The organism is Martelella sp. NC20, from assembly GCF_013459645.1.
In the GTDB taxonomy this organism is placed as follows: Bacteria; Pseudomonadota; Alphaproteobacteria; order Rhizobiales; family Rhizobiaceae; genus Martelella.
Genome location: NZ_CP054861.1, coordinates 2,236,491 through 2,251,096 on the forward strand (window position 1 = coordinate 2,236,491; position 14,606 = coordinate 2,251,096).

Here is a 14,606-nt window from a genome sequence, read left to right on the forward strand (position 1 = left end):
CGTAAAACTGAAGGAGAGTTGAAATGCTGAAAACCGTATCCATCGCCGTGCTGGCCAGCGTCCTGTCCGTGGGATCCGCCTATGCCGGAATGCTCAACGAGCACAACCCGAACATGCGCTTCGAGAGCGTCTCACCGGCGTTGCCCGAACTCAACGAGCGCTTCGTGCGCAACGGCAAATCGGTGTCCGTCGGCCTCGTCCGCCAGATCGAACTCGGCGCGACGCCGGAACAGGTCTCGTCGCTGCTCGGACAGCCGGTGCGGGTCACGAACAGGGGTGGGGCCCAGGTATGGGACTACAACCTCCAGTTCAAGACAGCCGAGGACGGCGACATCGTCTGCCAGTACAAGGTTCTGTTCGCCGGCGCGCGTCAGGTGGATGAAACCGTCTGGAGGCGGCCGCAGTGCCGCGAACTTGTTCTCGGTCACAACTGAGTTGTGCGGACCGAATCTATTGTTTATGTTCTGACATAAGTGATTCGGTAGCATCCCGCAGCAATCTGTGCCTGCGTTTTCCGCTCGGGAACGAAACAGTCCCTGGAAATCCAGTCTTGAGGCATTTCTTCAAGACAGCATAGCATGGAAACGTAGTGGCAAATTGGAAAATGCACTGTGCGGCCGTGGCCGCACAGCCTCTATTGTTGACTCTTTTTGCCGGCCTGCCCCTTACCCTGGCTGGCTGCTCGACGAGCGGGAACGGCCGTCCTTCGGTTTCTTTCGAAGATAGAACCGGTTCCATCCAGGAAGAACGACCGGAGATTGAAAAGCCCGCGGGATTTGCCGAGGCCGGAGAGAGCCTCGACGGACTGGTGACGGTCGCGCTTTACCAGAGCCCCGAGATGATGGAACAGGCCGCGATCATCCGCGAGGCGACCGGCAATATCGATGTCGCCAAGGGCGATTACATGCCGATGGTCAGCGGCGGCGTCACCGGTGGCCTGGGCGATGCCGACGGCCCGTCCTTTGTCCTTTCCGCCAATCAATTGTTGTTTGACTTCGGCAGAACCGACCGGAAGGTTGCGCGCGCCGATATCGTGGCCCAGGAAGCGGTGCTGAGTTTTCAAAGCAATGCCGACATGGTCCTTATGGAGGTGCTGGACGCCTATGCCGAATTCGACCGCTACCGCAACAATGTCAGGATCGACCAGGAGCGCGTCAGCCGTCTGAGCGAGCTCGCCGACCTCATCAATCAGCGCGCGGCTGCTGGCGCAACGACCCAACCCGATGTGCTGGCGGCGGCCAACAGCGTGGAAAAGGCCAAACACGCCCTGCTTGAGATGAAATCGGAACGCGACAGGGCGGCCAATCAGCTCCGCGAATATTCGGGCCCGGCCGCCGTCGGCCTGAAAGCTGAACTTCAGGATTTCGTCGAGGCCTGCACGCCGACGACCATGGTTTCCGAAGTCTTGCCGGAAATCGCGGTCGCGCGTCTGCAGGTCGCGCAGGCCGAGCTCGACTATGAAGACGCCCGCAAGGCGCGGCTGCCCGGCGTCTCCGCCGAAGCCTATGGCCGCCAGCCGCTTTATGAGGAAGGGTTCCGCGTCGGCGTCAATTTCAACGTGCTGCCGACCCTGTTCCAGGGCGGGGCGATCGAGGCCGCGCGGAAAGCCGCCGAAGAGGCGGTTGCCGCCGCCAAGGCCAATCTGGACAAGGTGCGCAGAACCGCGACGCTTGCCTCGCTTGACGCTGGAACGGAGATGACCAACGCCCGCGCCCTGATTGCCTCCGCCGAGACCCAGACCCGGCTTCTCGATGAGACCAGGACGCTTTACCGCAGCCAGTATTTCGACATGGGCACCCGCAGCCTGACCGATCTGCTGAATGCGGAGGAAGACTATTATGACGCGCTGATCGCCGGCAGCGACAGCGAGCGCGATCTCGATGTCGCGCTTTTGAAATGCCATCTGGCCAACGGCACGCTGCGCGCCGCGCTCGGCCTCTCGCAGATGACGCTTTATGGATATCCCATCGACAGTTTCGGTATCGATGTCGGAGAGGAAACGGCGGCGCTGGAAGAGGCGGAAGAGCCCCCGGAGCCCTGACCGCTCTCCGTTTCACATAGGTCCTGACGGAAACCTCTTTTCCTGGACGCGGTTTAGCGCAGCGCCGCCGCGATATTGCCGCCGTCGACGGTGGTGACGCTGGCCGTGGTGCTTTCGGCGCAGGCGAGATCGAAGAAGGCGCGAGCCACATCCTCGGCGGTGACTTCCCGCTCCAGCAGATTGCCGCCCATATAGGCTTCGACCGAGAGGCCGCGCGCGGCGGCACGGCTTTCGATCATGGCATCGTCCAGCAGGCCGGATCGGATGCGGTCGGCATTGACGGCATTGGAGCGGATGCCGTCCTTGCCGTGTTCCAGGGCATATTGTCGCGACAGGAACAGCGTCGCCGCCTTTGCCAGACCGTAGGCGCCGAAATTGGCGCCGGGATTGACCGCCTGCTTGCTGGCATTGAACAGCAGCGCGCCGCCGGTGCCCTGCGCGATCATGATCCGGACGGCCTCCTGCGCCACGCTTTGATGAGCGAAGAAGTTCAGTTCGAAGCTTTTGCGCAGAACCGCGTCGTCCATGGTCGCAATCGGCCCCTGGAAGGCCGCGCCGGCGTTTGATACCACGATATCGATACCGCCGAAGCGTGACACCGCCGCCGCAAATCCGGCCTTTACGGAAGCCGGGTCCGTGACATCCATGGCCACGCCGATCGCTTCATTGCCGGCTTCGCGCGCCACTTCAGCCGCGCGCGCGCCGTCGAGATCGGCAACCACGACATGCGCGCCCTGAGATGCAAACAGCCGGGCGACGGCCGCGCCGATCGCGCCGCCGCCGCCGGTGACAAGTGCTGCCTGCCCCGTCAGTGGCTTCGGTTTGTTGCCGGCAAGCTTTGCCTGTTCCAGCGACCAGTATTCCAGATCGAAAAGGTCCGGGCGGCTGACCGGTTCGAACCGGCCGACCATTTCCGCGTCGCGCGCCGCCTCGATCCACATTTCGCCAAGGTCGGCGGCGATCCTCGCCTCCTTCATGGTCCGCCCGTGGCCGTAAAGCCCGACGCCCGGCACCAGGCTCAGGCGCGGCATGGCATCGAGCATGACCCTGTGGACGTCATCGCGGTCATTGTTGTCGTTGAAGTAGCGGGTATAGGCCTCGGCATAGCGTTCCACGGCCGCGGCCGTTGCCGCGGCAAAGCCCGCGAGATCGTCCGTGCGCGGGGCGGGCAGCACCATCGGGCCGGTCTTGATCCGGATCGACAGGTCGGGCGTCGAGACGCCGCGCCCGGCCATTTCCGATACTTCCCGCGCGTTCACGAAATCCATGATTTCCGGCGAGGTTCGGAAGTCATTGACCATCCGGCCGAAGCGCTTGCCCTTCTCTTTGATGGCGACGGCCCCGCGCAGGATCGGCGAAATCATGTCCGGACCGGCAAGTCCGTCGGGCAGGCTGACGGCGTGAAACGCCGGTTTGCCCTCGCGCCGGACATAATCTTCAGCGCGCGAGACATAGTCGATCATCAGGTCGTAGGCGTGTTTCGCCGTCTCGCCGAAGGTGAAGATGCCATGCTTGTCGAGGATCAGGGCGTCAGCCTCCGGTTTTGCCTCGAAGGCTTCCGCGGAGGCTTTGGCGAGCGCAAATCCCGGCATGATGTAGGGCACGAACGCAAACCGGCTGCCGAACGCGGCCTCGGCCAGCCGCGCGCTTTCAGCCTGGTCAACGATCGCCAGCACCGCCGTCGAATGGGTGTGATTGACGAATTTCTGCGGCAGGAAGGCATGCAGCAGCGTTTCCACGGAGGGATTGGGCGATGCGGGGTCGATCAGATTGGCGCGCTGGAGGGTGACCATATCCTCGTCCGAGAGCTTCTCGAAGGCGCGGGCCTTCAGCAAGGGGCGAAGCTTCACCGCCGGCAACCCGGCCGGCTCGATGGTTGCCATATCCCAGCCGCTGCCCTTGACGCAAAGCACCTCGAAACGCTCGCCGACAAGGTCGAACGCCTCGGTCTTGACCGAGGTGTTACCGCCGCCATGGAGCACCAGCCGCCGCTCGCCGCCCAGAAGACGGGTGGTATAGGCGCAAAGCGCGAGGTCTTCATTGACGCCTTCTGCGCCGTAGCGTTCGACCGCCGCTTTCGCCTCGGCATCGTGCCACAAATTTTCCATCGATCATCCTCCCTGAAGCCGCCGGCTTCGGTCTTCCTGCATTTCCGTTCGGTCTCTGGCGCTCAAGCCTTCCAAGCATCCATAAGCTGTTCGGCCATGGACCGCGTCACCACGAGGTGGGACACGAAACCGCCCCTGAGCGCTGCCTTCAACGCCTCGAATTTTTCGGGTTCCTGCACCACCATCAGCCGCTTGGGGATCTTGCGCACCGTGTCGAGATCGGCGGAGATGCAGCGGCGATTATGCTCGCAATCCATGATCGCGCCGTCGTGGTCGATCACCTGGCCGGCGATCACGCCGGCCGCGCCGTTTTCGCCAAGCGCCTCGATTGCTTCTGCGGAAAGAGCGCCGCATTTCACCAGATGGCTGTCTGCGGCAATGCCGCCGACCGAATACAGAACCAGGTCGCATTCGCCGATCATCGCCATCTGCTGGTGAATGATCTCCTCATTGCGCAGTTGGGCGCAAAGGGCCTCGGTGCTCAGCACCAGCGGGGCGTAGAAGTTGATCCCTTCCGCGTTCAGCCGCCGCGCTATTTCGGTGGTGCACTGGTCGGGGCGGTAATTGTAGGGCGCGCCCAGATTGCCGCAGAGCTGGATAACGGTGACGCCCTGCAGATCGGCAAACGGCATGGCATCGGCGATATGATAGACGGTCCGACCCCAGGCGACGCCGACCTTGTCGCCCTTGTTGATCAGTCCCTGGAATACCGCTGCCGCAACGACCGGCATTTCGGTTTCCGGGTCGAGCGCCTGGCGATCCTCCGGGACGATCCAGACCGCATCCAGCCCCAGCGTATCCTCGAGTTCACGCGCCAGTACGTCATCGGCGAAGAGTTCGGTCGAGGTGGAGATGGTGACGATGCCCATCTCGCGGGCGCGGCGCAGATACATGGCGACCGAAGCCCGCGATATGTCGAGCTGTTTCGCCACCTCGTCCTGGCGCAGGCCATGGGTGTAATAGAGCCAGGCGGCTTTGTGGAGAATGCGGTCGCTCGGTCGGATCAGCATGGGTTCCCGTCGCTACTTGGACATTGTTCATGTCCGGTGAAATAAGTGAACTTGCCCGTTTCGCCGCCACACCGCAAGCAGGCCGGGAATGCTCCGTCGCCCTGCCGGTTATGTCGCCCTGACCGTTTCGGCAAGGCGTCGGCAGGCATCCGCCAGCGTTGCGCGCTCGCGGATCAGCGCGCCGCCGATCAGGTAGATGACGTCATTGCCGTAGGCCGCCCGCATTTCCGGCACGCGCTCGAATGTCATGCCGCCGCCGGGTGCAGGCAGGATCGGCTTCAGGGATGAGAATGCCTCAGAACAGCCATCGACGATCGACAGGCATTCCTCCCGCGAAAATCCGAAGCGCCCGCCGAAATTGGGATAAACGGCGGCGTCCATGCCCATCAGCCGCTGAAGCGTACCGAAATAGAAGCGATGGGAGAAACCGCAGTCGCCGCCAACGACATTGGCCCCGGAAAAGGCCGGGTGCGAAATCACCGGCAGGCCGAAATCCTTGTCCGCCGCCAATTGCCGCGCGACATCATAGCCGGCAAGCGCTGGCGCCAGCATGACGCCGCCCGCGCCCTTTTCCTTCGCCTCATAGGCGCGTTCGATCGTTTGCCCGTTCTGTGCGGTGATGTTGGGAATGAAGCGGGTTCTGAACCCGGTTTTCGCATTGGCCTCGCCGATCGCCTCGACGCAGGCCGCAAGCCTTTCGGAAAACGGCGCGGTCTTCTGGTCCACAAGACCGTGATCGTCCTTGACGAAATCCATGCCGCCAAGCGCAAAATCACGGGCAAGCGCAGCCAGATCGGCGGTCGCAAGACCGACCGGCTTGATCGCCGACATCAGCAGCGGACCGCCGGAAACCCCGGCCAGATCGTACAAACCGTCGCGCCCGAAGCGCGGGCCGGGCGTGATCGCGTCCAGCCCGGCGCACGGCTTCATCCAAACGAGCCTGGTCTTTTGCAGGATCGAGGAATTGCCGAAAAGCACGTTCAGAAGCTGCAGGAAGTCGCCGCCCGCATCATCGAGACTGTAGGAAATCTCGGCCACATAGCCGCCTTCCGCCGCCTCCAGCGCTTCAAGCCTGCCGAGGATTTCATCCTCGACATAGCCGGCGGGCACGATATCGCGCGGGATTTCCACCGTCTGCTCGACCGTGATGTTGAGCGCGCGCTGTTTCGCGGTCTCGAAATCGGTGTCGGAGATCAGGTAGCCCGCCGAAAACCGCTCCGCCATCAAAGCGCCTCCGCTTTTTCAGCCGAGTGCACAGCGTCGAGGCGCACGGATTGAAGCTCATCATCGGTGATCGCCAGCTTGCGGCCGAGCACGTCCTCGATCGCGGCCACCAGCGCGCCGGCGTCGAGCCCGTATTTTTTCATCAGATAGGGCTTGGACGCGCCATGGGCGAAGGTGTCGTTGAGGCCGAGACGCCGGAGTTTCACCCCAAGGCCTTCTTCGGCGATGATTTCGGCCGCAATCGTCCCAAGGCCGCCGGTAATGATGTGGTTTTCAAGCGTGACCACGCCCTTCTTGCCGCGGACAGCCTCCACGAACGTGTCGCGGTCGAAGGGCTTCAGCGTCGAGGCATGCAGGTGGTGAACGCCGACGCCGTGATCGGAAAGCGCTGCCGTTGCCCGCAGCGCCTCTTCCGTGCACACGCCCGATGTCAGCACCAGAACATCGTCGCCCTTGCTCAGGGTGCGCAGCCTGTTGAATTCGAACGGGGTCGAAAACAGCCGCGGCACCTGGCCGCGCAACACGCGGACATAGACCGGGCCGTCGATACTGTCGGCAACTTCGAGCACGGTTTCAACCTCGGTCGCGTCGCCGGTTTCCAGCACCGTCATGTTGGGAATGGCGCGCATCACCGCGATATCCTCGATCGCCTGATGGGTGATCCCGCCGGGGGTGGTGATGCCGGGCAGGAAACCCATCATCCGCACCTTGCGGTTGGAATAGGCGATCGAGTTGATCAACTGGTCATAGGGGCGGCGATAGAGGAACACGGCGAAGGTGTGGATGAAGGGGCGATAGCCCTGCATCGCGAGGCCGCCGGCGAATGACAGCATGTTCTGCTCGGCCATACCCATCGACAGGAACTGGTCGGGATGGCGGTCGCGAAAGCCATCGACCTCGCAGGAAGAGGTAAGGTCGGCCGACAGGCACATCACCTCGGGCCGCGCGGTCGCGAAGGTTTCAAACGCCGTGGCGTAGGGTCGGTTGACGATATCCGCCATGATCAGGCCTCCTCGATTTCGTGCAGGTCGACGCCGAGCGCGCCAGCCAGCGCATCACGCATTTCGGCGCGCTCGGCTTCGCTCTTGAAGCGTACATAATGCAGGCGCGGGAAGCGCTTCTTCAGGAAGTCCATGCCTTGATAGGGCGAGGTATTGGCGAGGATCACCAGCGGCTTTCCGGCCTCGGCGCTGTCGGCGGCCGCGCGCATCGCCTCAAGGTCATGCCCGTCGATCGACCGGCAGGTGGCGCCGAAGGCCGACACCCGTTGCGGCAGGTCGAAAAGCTCCTGAACCGAGGACATGGCGCCGTCGCATTGCTGGCTGTTGACATCGACGATCACGCGGATGTTGTCGATCCCGTGGTGGCGCATGGCGGAAAGGCATTCCCAGGTCTGGCCCTCCTGAAACTCGCCGTCGGACATGTAGACCCAGACCTTGCCCTTGTCGCCTGCACGCTTGCGGGCAAAGGCAACGCCGGAGGCCATGGAAAGCCCCTGCGCCAGCGACCCGGTGGTGACCTCCATGCCGGGGCTGTGCTCGGCGCCGATCATTTCCACCGAACCGCCATCCTTGTTGAAATGGTCGAGCGCGTTTTCATCCATGCGGCCGACCTCGATCAGCGCGGAATAGATCACCAGCGCGTAGTGGGCCGGGGAGACGAAGAAGCGGTCATATTCGGGGGCAAACGGCCCGTGATAGCCCGCGCCGGTAAAGGCATCCGGGTTGTGCGCCGACGGCACGCCGCCAAACGGCCTGGGAACCGGGGGCAGGGTGGGGGCGCCCAGATGCAGCGCCTCATTATAGAGAAAGGCGAGGCTTTCGGCCGCCGAACAGGCCTGACTGAGATAGCCGCCATTATTGCGCATCGTGTGCAGGAACACCCGCCTGCGAATGCCAAGCGCGATATCCTCGGTCGATTTTTCGTTGGTCAGGGACATGGTTCAGTGCTCTTTTTCAAAGAGGCGGGCAAGGCCCGCGGCTGACGCCTCGGCAACGCCGCGCTCGGTGATCAGGCCGGTGACGAGGCGGGCAGGGGTGACGTCGAAGGCGGGGTTGCGGGCCGGCGTGCCTCTGGGCGAAATGCGGACCGAGACGATCTTGCCGTCCAGATTTTCGCCCTGCACGAAGCTCACCTCGTCGCTGTTGCGCTCTTCGATCGGTATTTCGGCGACCCCGTCATTGACCGTCCAGTCGATCGTGGGCGAGGGCAGGGCGACGTAAAACGGCACGCCGTTGTCCTTGGCCGCCAGCGCCTTGAGATAGGTTCCGATCTTGTTGCAGACATCGCCGGACGCGGTGGTGCGGTCGGTGCCGACAATCACCATGTCGATCTCGCCATGCTGCATCAGGTGGCCGCCGGCATTGTCCACAATCAGGTCGTGGGGCACGCCATGACCGTCCATTTCCCATGCGGTCAGCTGTGCACCCTGATTGCGCGGGCGGGTTTCGTCGACGAACACGTGAACCGGGATTCCCGCCTCCATCGCCAGATAGATCGGCGCGGTCGCCGTGCCGTAATCGACGGTGGCAAGCCAGCCGGCATTGCAGTGGGTGAGGATATTGACCGGTTCGCCCGGTTTCTTTCTGGCTGCGATCTCCTTGATGATCTCCAGCCCGTGGCGGCCGATTTCGCGGTTGAGCGCCACGTCTTCATCGGCAATCTCCGCGGCGCGGCGATAGGCCGCCGCGGCGCGTTCAGCCAGTGCGACCGATGAAAGCGCATGCCGCATTTCATCGAGCGCCCATTTCAGGTTGATGGCCGTCGGCCGCGTCGCATGCAGTTTTTGATAGGTGGCATCGAGATTTGCGTCAGAGGGATCATCCGCCATCGCGATGGCGACGCCATAGGCAGCGGTCACGCCGATCAGCGGCGCGCCGCGCACCCACATCTCGGCGATCGCGGTGGCGATTTCGTCGACCGTGGACAGGGTGACGATCCGGAAGTCATGCGGCAGCCAGCGCTGATCGATGATTTCCACGGAGCGGCCGTCCTGATGCGGCCAGATGGTGCGGTAATGTTTCTCGCCAACCTTCATGGGGCGCTCTCCTCTTCCAACCGGCTGGCCAGTCTTTCCAATGCATCGAGGCTGCTGATATGGCGGCGATTGACCGCGATGTGGCGGCCGAATTCGAGTGCTGCTGTCTCTGAACGCGCCTTTTGCGGTCGGTCCGCGATGGTCTCGAAATCGGCATTGTGCGCGAGGCCCAGAATGCGGCGGTGGATCTCCAGACCGGCAAAGCCGAGCATGTCCTCGAACAGCCCATGCAGGAACCGCTCCAGCGCCTGTTCCGCGCCGAGTGCGTCGCCCTGATCCTCGTAAAGGCTGCGCTGGAACAGGATGCCGGTGCGTTCGTCGCGCCAGAGCCGGGAAAACTCGTCGCGAAAGACGCTCCAGGTGGCTGTAATCGTGTCCAGCAGGTAACGGCGCTGGTCGTCGCGCGGTCCGTTCTGCTCGTGACCGCGCTGCGAAAAATAGCTCATCCAGTAATTGGCGAGCAGCATCCCGACATCGAATGCCATCGGTCCGTAATAGGCGAATTCGGGATCGATCACCCGCGTCTCGTCTTCGGTCACCATGATCGACCCGGTGTGCAGGTCGCCGTGCAGCATGGTCTCGGCGCGGGTGACGAAGGCCTGCTTCATTTCCTGCGCCGTCACCTTGAGATCGCGATCGGCCCGGAGCTTTGCCACGATGCCATCGAGTTCGGGACTTGTGTGGCTGTTCATCTCGGCGTCGTAATAGGGGTCGGTAAAGACCAGCGCCTCTGTGATGTCGCAAAGCGCGTCATTGCCCGCAAACAGGGCCATGTCCTTCTTGCGCGCGGCCGCCTCCATGGAAAGGTCGGATCCCCTGAACAGGGTGCGGGCCATGAACAGGCCGATATCCTGCGCGAGACGGGGCAGCATCTGCCCGTCGATCAGCGCCTTTCTGAGGATAATGTGCGGGCTCAGAAATTCCTGCACGATGATCGCCTGGCGCTCGTCGAAATAATAGACTTCCGGAACGCTTTCCGGCGCGCGTTCGGCCTGCCGGACGAGGGCGCTATATTCGAAAAACGACCGCGTCAGCGGTAGCGGCCAGCCTTCGCCGACCAGCCGCACATAAGGCAGCGCCTGCTTGACGATCATGCTGCGGCCGCCGCCTTCGACGATGAAAACGAGGTTCAGATTGCCGTCGCCGACCTCGCGCACCTGCCAGCCTGAAGGCGGGCCGAGCTTCTCCGTCAAGATTTCGAGCGTTCCCAGCCGAGACGGCAGGGTTTCAGGCTCCAGTGCCGCAAAGGCCTGTTCCAGCGCCATGGACATCCTCCCAAATGCGCCCCGACGATTTGCATTCGCAGGGCTTTATTGCACGGTAACGCCTCCATCTGTCATTTGTCAACATCGATGACATTTGCTATTTTTATTTTCTGTCAAATGTCATTGCTGTTGACATTTGATGATTTTGGTCTCTAGGATGATGGCGGGAGGAAATGATTTCCATGACCGCAGTGTTCCGCATAGACGGGCTGCGCAAGGCGTTCGGGCCGATCCAGGTGCTGGATGGCGTCGATCTGCGCTTGCGTTCCGGAGAAGTGACCGTGCTGATGGGCGCCAATGGCGCGGGTAAGTCCACGCTTGTGCGGACCGTCACGGGTCTCTACCGGCCCGACAGCGGCACGATCTCGCTTGCCGGCAAGCCGTTCACGCCCGCAACGCCTGCGGAAGCCATTCGCGCCGGCGTGGTCACCGTGCATCAGAACATCAATGACGGCGTCGCCGCCGATCTCGATGTCGCCACCAATCTGGTGCTCGACCGGCTCACCGGGCGCGGCGCGTCCGTGTTCTTCAATCCCTACAGGATACGCAAGCAGGCACGCGGCGTAGCCGAGGCCATGGGGCTTTCGCTCGACCTTTCGGCCCAGGTCTCCGACCTGTCGCTGGCCGATCGCCAGATGGTCGCCATCGCCCGCGCCATGGCCCACAAGCCGCGCGTTCTCATTCTCGACGAGCCGACCTCGTCGCTTTCCAGCGCGGAGGCGGACCGGCTGTTCGCCCTGCTCGACCGGTTGCGCGCCGATGGCGTGGCGATCCTCTATATCTCGCATCGCATGTCCGATATCCGGCGGCTGGCCGATACCATCGTCACGCTGCGCGACGGCCGTATCTCCGGCGTGTTCGAAGGCCCGGAACTGGACTACAAGGGAGCCGTCGATGCCATGCTCGGCCGCGCCATCGGCCATGGCCATGTGGATGTGCGCGACGGCGGCAACGTGGTTTTTTCCGCCACGGACCTCCGGATCGCGCCCGGCAAGAAGCCGTTCTCGCTGTCGCTCGGCGAAGGCGAGATCGTGGCGGTGACCGGCCTTGTCGGCGTCGGCAAGACCGCGTTGGCGGAAACGCTTTTCGGCGCGCGCCGGCCGCATGGCGGGCAGATGATGCTGGAGGGCAAAGGCTATGCGCCGAAAAATCCGGGCGCTGCCATCGCAAACGGGGTCTTTCTGGTGGCGAAGGATCGCGCCGTGAGCGGCATCGTGCCCGATTTCAATATCTACGAGAATATCAGCCTGCCGTTTCTGAGGCGCTTGTCATCCTTCGGGATCATGAGCCGGTCGCGGGAAAAGGCGCAGGCCCGCGATCAGATCGCCGGCCTCAATGTCGTCTGCCGCACGGAGCGGGATGCAATGCAGACGCTGTCCGGCGGCAACCAGCAAAAGGTGATGGTCGGGCGCTGGCTCAGCCATGATGCGCGCCTGCTGCTCCTCGACGAACCGTTTCAGGGCGTCGACATTGCCGCCCGCCGCGATATCGCGTCGACCCTGCGGCAGTCGGCCGGCGGCAGGGCCACGCTGGTTTTCCTGACCGAACTCGACGAGGCGTTCGAAATCGCCGACCGCATTCTCGTGATGTCCGAACACACCATTGTCGGCGAGCACAGGAATCTCGAAATCGACCTCGATACACTTCTCGCCCAGATCGCCGGGCGTCTGGAAATGGTGAGCCAATGACCAATAACGAAAACTCCTCCGCCATCGCCTCGCCGGAGCAGAAGCCCGGCGGCCGTCGGTCGGGCAATGCCCGCGCGCTGGCGATCCGATACGGCTTCCTGGCGCTGCTGCTTGCGCTGGTTCTGGTGTTTTCGATTGCCGCCCCGGGGTTCGCCTCGCCGCAAAGCGCCGTTTTCATTCTGCAATCGGTGTCGATCACCGGTATTCTTGCACTCGGTGTCACGGCGACGCTGGTGGTCGGCGGCTTCGACCTTTCGATCGGGTCGGTCGCGACCACGGCGCTGATGGCGTCGTCCTATGTCATGGTGGTGATGGGCGGAAACGCCTTTGAAGCCGTAGCCGCCTGCCTCGTCATCGGCGGGCTGATCGGTCTGGTGAACGGCATTCTGATCGTCTATGGCCGCGTCCCAGATCTCTTGGCGACGCTCGGCATGATGTTCCTTCTGCTTGGCCTGCAGCGCATTCCGACCGAAGGCCGGTCGATCGCGACGGGCATGACGCTGCCGGACGGCTCGCAGGCCGATGGCGCGTTCAGCGCGGCCTTTCTGGCGCTCGGTCGCCACCGCTTCGATTTCATTCTGCCCAATCTCGTGCCGGTTTCGGTTGTGGTGCTGATCGTTCTGGCGATTGCCATCTGGCTGTTCCTGGAGTTCACCCGGTTCGGCCGGATGATGTATGCCGTCGGTTCCAATGAGCGTGCCGCGGCGCTGGCCGGCGCGCCGGTCAACGGCTACAAGATCCTGGCCTATGTGATTTCGGCCGAGTTTGCCTCGATCGGCGGCATTCTGCTGGCGGCCCGTCTCGGCCGCGGCGATATCGCCTCGGGCAACAATCTTCTGCTGGATGCCGTGGCCGCGGCCCTGATCGGCTTCGCCGTGCTGGGGGCTGCCAAGCCCAATGCCTTCGGCACGGCCATCGGCGCGCTGTTCGTCGGCATTCTGCTGCAGGGCCTTACCATGATGAACGCGCCCTATTACACCCAGGATTTCGTGAAGGGCGTGGTGCTGGTCATCGCGCTGGTGTTCACCTTCGCGCTTTCGACGCGGCACAAGCACTGAACATGAACGGGCGGTTTTCCTGCCGCCCGTCGACAGGACCGATACTGGCGCCGGTATCGGGAACTGCGGGAGGAGGCGCAAGCGATCTCAAATCTGGATCTCAGACGTGGAGGAATGAAGAAATGAAAATCACACGCAGACTGTTCAACACCATGGCGGCGGGCGCAATGCTTTCCGCCGCCGCACTGCCGGCGATGGCCGCCGACATGCCGGCGCCGTTCGACAAGCCGGAAGATGTCACCATCGCGCTGGTGCGCTACCTTTCCACCGGCGACTTCTTCCAGTCCTATCTGGCAGGCGTCGAAGCCCAGTCGAAGGCGCTCGGCCTCAATCTTCGCGTGCTCGACAGCCGCCAGGATGCAGCCCTTCAGGCAGATATGGTCGATCAGGCGATCGCGCTCGGCGTCGACGGCATCATCATCCAGCACGGCCTGACGGAAAGCATGCGCGAAGCCGCCCAGCGCGCCGTCGATGCCGGCATCGATGTCGTCGCCTTCGACGTGAACGTCGAAAACGATGCGATTCCGCAGATCGAGCAGTCGGACCACGACCTTGCCCGTCTGGCGCTGGAGCAGGCGATCGCGGACAATGGCGACAGCTTTACCGCCGGCTATGTCTATGTCCCCGGCATCGCGCCGCTGGACCGCCGCGACGAGGTCTGGCAGGAATTCAAGGAAAAATATCCGGGCATCGACGAAGTGGCGACCTTCGGCACGCTCGACAACCCGATTGCCAACTCCGTTGCCAACCAGGCGCGTTCGGTGCTGTCGGCAAACCCGAACATCACCGTCATGTTCGCGCCCTATGACGAATTCGCCAAGGGCGTGAAGATCGCCGTCGATGAGGCCGGCATGTCGGATGCGATCAAGATCTATTCGGCGGACGTCTCGACATCCGATATCGCCGCCATGCGCGAGCCCGGCAGCGCCTGGGCAGCGACCGCCGCCACCAATCCGGCGGTTGTCGGCGAGGTTTCCGTCCGCGCGCTGGCGATGATGCTTGCCGGCGAAGATCCCGGCCATAACGTCATCGTCCCGCCGACGCTGATCACCCAGCAGGTCCTGCTCGATGACGACATCAAGAACATGCAGGAACTGAGCGAAAAGCTGCCGGCATTCGCCCATGCCGATGTCGCCACGCCGGACTGGATGCCGCTGCCCTCCAAGCAGTAGGCC

12 protein-coding genes are annotated in these 14,606 nt (G+C 63.1%); 5 read left to right on the forward strand and 7 right to left on the reverse strand.

Annotated elements, in window-relative coordinates:
* Positions 1–23 precede the first annotated feature (23 nt).
* Both bamE and HQ843_RS10720 read left to right on the forward strand, forming a co-directional pair.
* Entirely contained in the window at positions 24–434 is a 411-nt protein-coding gene (gene bamE, locus HQ843_RS10715; RefSeq protein ID WP_180898321.1) for an outer membrane protein assembly factor BamE domain-containing protein, read from the forward strand.
* 203 nt (positions 435–637) lie between these two features.
* Entirely contained in the window at positions 638–2,041 is a 1,404-nt protein-coding gene (locus HQ843_RS10720) for a TolC family protein (RefSeq protein ID WP_180898320.1), read from the forward strand.
* Between the two features lie 53 nt (positions 2,042–2,094).
* On the opposite strand, the gene HQ843_RS10725 is transcribed toward HQ843_RS10720, so the two are convergent.
* From HQ843_RS10725 to mtnK, 7 genes are all read right to left on the reverse strand, one after another.
* A complete protein-coding gene (locus HQ843_RS10725; RefSeq protein WP_180898319.1) occupies positions 2,095–4,149 on the reverse strand; it encodes a bifunctional aldolase/short-chain dehydrogenase in 2,055 nt (684 codons plus the stop codon).
* Between the two features lie 62 nt (positions 4,150–4,211).
* Positions 4,212–5,159, reverse strand: coding sequence for a sugar-binding transcriptional regulator (locus HQ843_RS10730; RefSeq protein WP_180898318.1), 948 nt, complete (start codon positions 5,157–5,159; stop codon positions 4,212–4,214).
* 108 nt (positions 5,160–5,267) lie between these two features.
* Complete coding sequence (locus tag HQ843_RS10735; RefSeq protein WP_180898317.1) at positions 5,268–6,383, reverse strand: RuBisCO large subunit C-terminal-like domain-containing protein; 1,116 nt, start codon at positions 6,381–6,383, stop codon at positions 5,268–5,270.
* Positions 6,383–7,384: a transketolase family protein gene (locus HQ843_RS10740; protein WP_180898316.1), complete on the reverse strand. Its 1,002-nt coding sequence runs from the start codon at positions 7,382–7,384 to the stop codon at positions 6,383–6,385. The genes HQ843_RS10735 and HQ843_RS10740 overlap by 1 nt, the downstream gene beginning before the upstream one ends.
* Positions 7,385–7,386: 2 nt before the next feature.
* Entirely contained in the window at positions 7,387–8,322 is a 936-nt protein-coding gene (locus tag HQ843_RS10745) for a transketolase (protein WP_180898315.1), read from the reverse strand.
* Positions 8,323–8,325: 3 nt separating this feature from the next.
* Entirely contained in the window at positions 8,326–9,420 is a 1,095-nt protein-coding gene (gene mtnA / locus HQ843_RS10750; protein WP_180898314.1) for an S-methyl-5-thioribose-1-phosphate isomerase, read from the reverse strand.
* Positions 9,417–10,685: an S-methyl-5-thioribose kinase gene (gene mtnK / locus HQ843_RS10755; protein WP_180898313.1), complete on the reverse strand. Its 1,269-nt coding sequence runs from the start codon at positions 10,683–10,685 to the stop codon at positions 9,417–9,419. Before mtnK ends, mtnA begins: the two co-directional genes overlap by 4 nt.
* 176 nt (positions 10,686–10,861) lie before the next feature.
* On the opposite strand from mtnK, the gene HQ843_RS10760 reads away from it, so the two are divergent.
* From HQ843_RS10760 to HQ843_RS10770, 3 genes are all read left to right on the forward strand, one after another.
* Complete coding sequence (locus HQ843_RS10760; protein ID WP_180902241.1) at positions 10,862–12,373, forward strand: sugar ABC transporter ATP-binding protein; 1,512 nt, start codon at positions 10,862–10,864, stop codon at positions 12,371–12,373.
* Positions 12,370–13,431: an ABC transporter permease gene (locus HQ843_RS10765; RefSeq protein ID WP_180898312.1), complete on the forward strand. Its 1,062-nt coding sequence runs from the start codon at positions 12,370–12,372 to the stop codon at positions 13,429–13,431. The genes HQ843_RS10760 and HQ843_RS10765 overlap by 4 nt, the downstream gene beginning before the upstream one ends.
* Before the next feature lie 122 nt (positions 13,432–13,553).
* Positions 13,554–14,603, forward strand: coding sequence for a substrate-binding domain-containing protein (locus HQ843_RS10770; protein WP_180898311.1), 1,050 nt, complete (start codon positions 13,554–13,556; stop codon positions 14,601–14,603).
* Positions 14,604–14,606: the final 3 nt, after the last annotated feature.

Bases quoted from the DNA above. Each gene is read 5' to 3' on its own strand.
- bamE (WP_180898321.1), top strand. From the start codon at position 24: ATGCTGAAAACCGTATCCATCGCCGTGCTGGCCAGCGTCCTGTCCGTG.
- HQ843_RS10725 (WP_180898319.1), bottom strand. From the start codon at position 4,149: ATGGAAAATTTGTGGCACGATGCCGAGGCGAAAGCGGCGGTCGAACGC.
- HQ843_RS10730 (WP_180898318.1), bottom strand. From the start codon at position 5,159: ATGCTGATCCGACCGAGCGACCGCATTCTCCACAAAGCCGCCTGGCTC.
- HQ843_RS10735 (WP_180898317.1), bottom strand. From the start codon at position 6,383: ATGGCGGAGCGGTTTTCGGCGGGCTACCTGATCTCCGACACCGATTTC.
- HQ843_RS10740 (WP_180898316.1), bottom strand. From the start codon at position 7,384: ATGGCGGATATCGTCAACCGACCCTACGCCACGGCGTTTGAAACCTTC.
- HQ843_RS10745 (WP_180898315.1), bottom strand. From the start codon at position 8,322: ATGTCCCTGACCAACGAAAAATCGACCGAGGATATCGCGCTTGGCATT.
- mtnA (WP_180898314.1), bottom strand. From the start codon at position 9,420: ATGAAGGTTGGCGAGAAACATTACCGCACCATCTGGCCGCATCAGGAC.
- mtnK (WP_180898313.1), bottom strand. From the start codon at position 10,685: ATGGCGCTGGAACAGGCCTTTGCGGCACTGGAGCCTGAAACCCTGCCG.
- HQ843_RS10765 (WP_180898312.1), top strand. From the start codon at position 12,370: ATGACCAATAACGAAAACTCCTCCGCCATCGCCTCGCCGGAGCAGAAG.
- HQ843_RS10770 (WP_180898311.1), top strand. From the start codon at position 13,554: ATGAAAATCACACGCAGACTGTTCAACACCATGGCGGCGGGCGCAATG.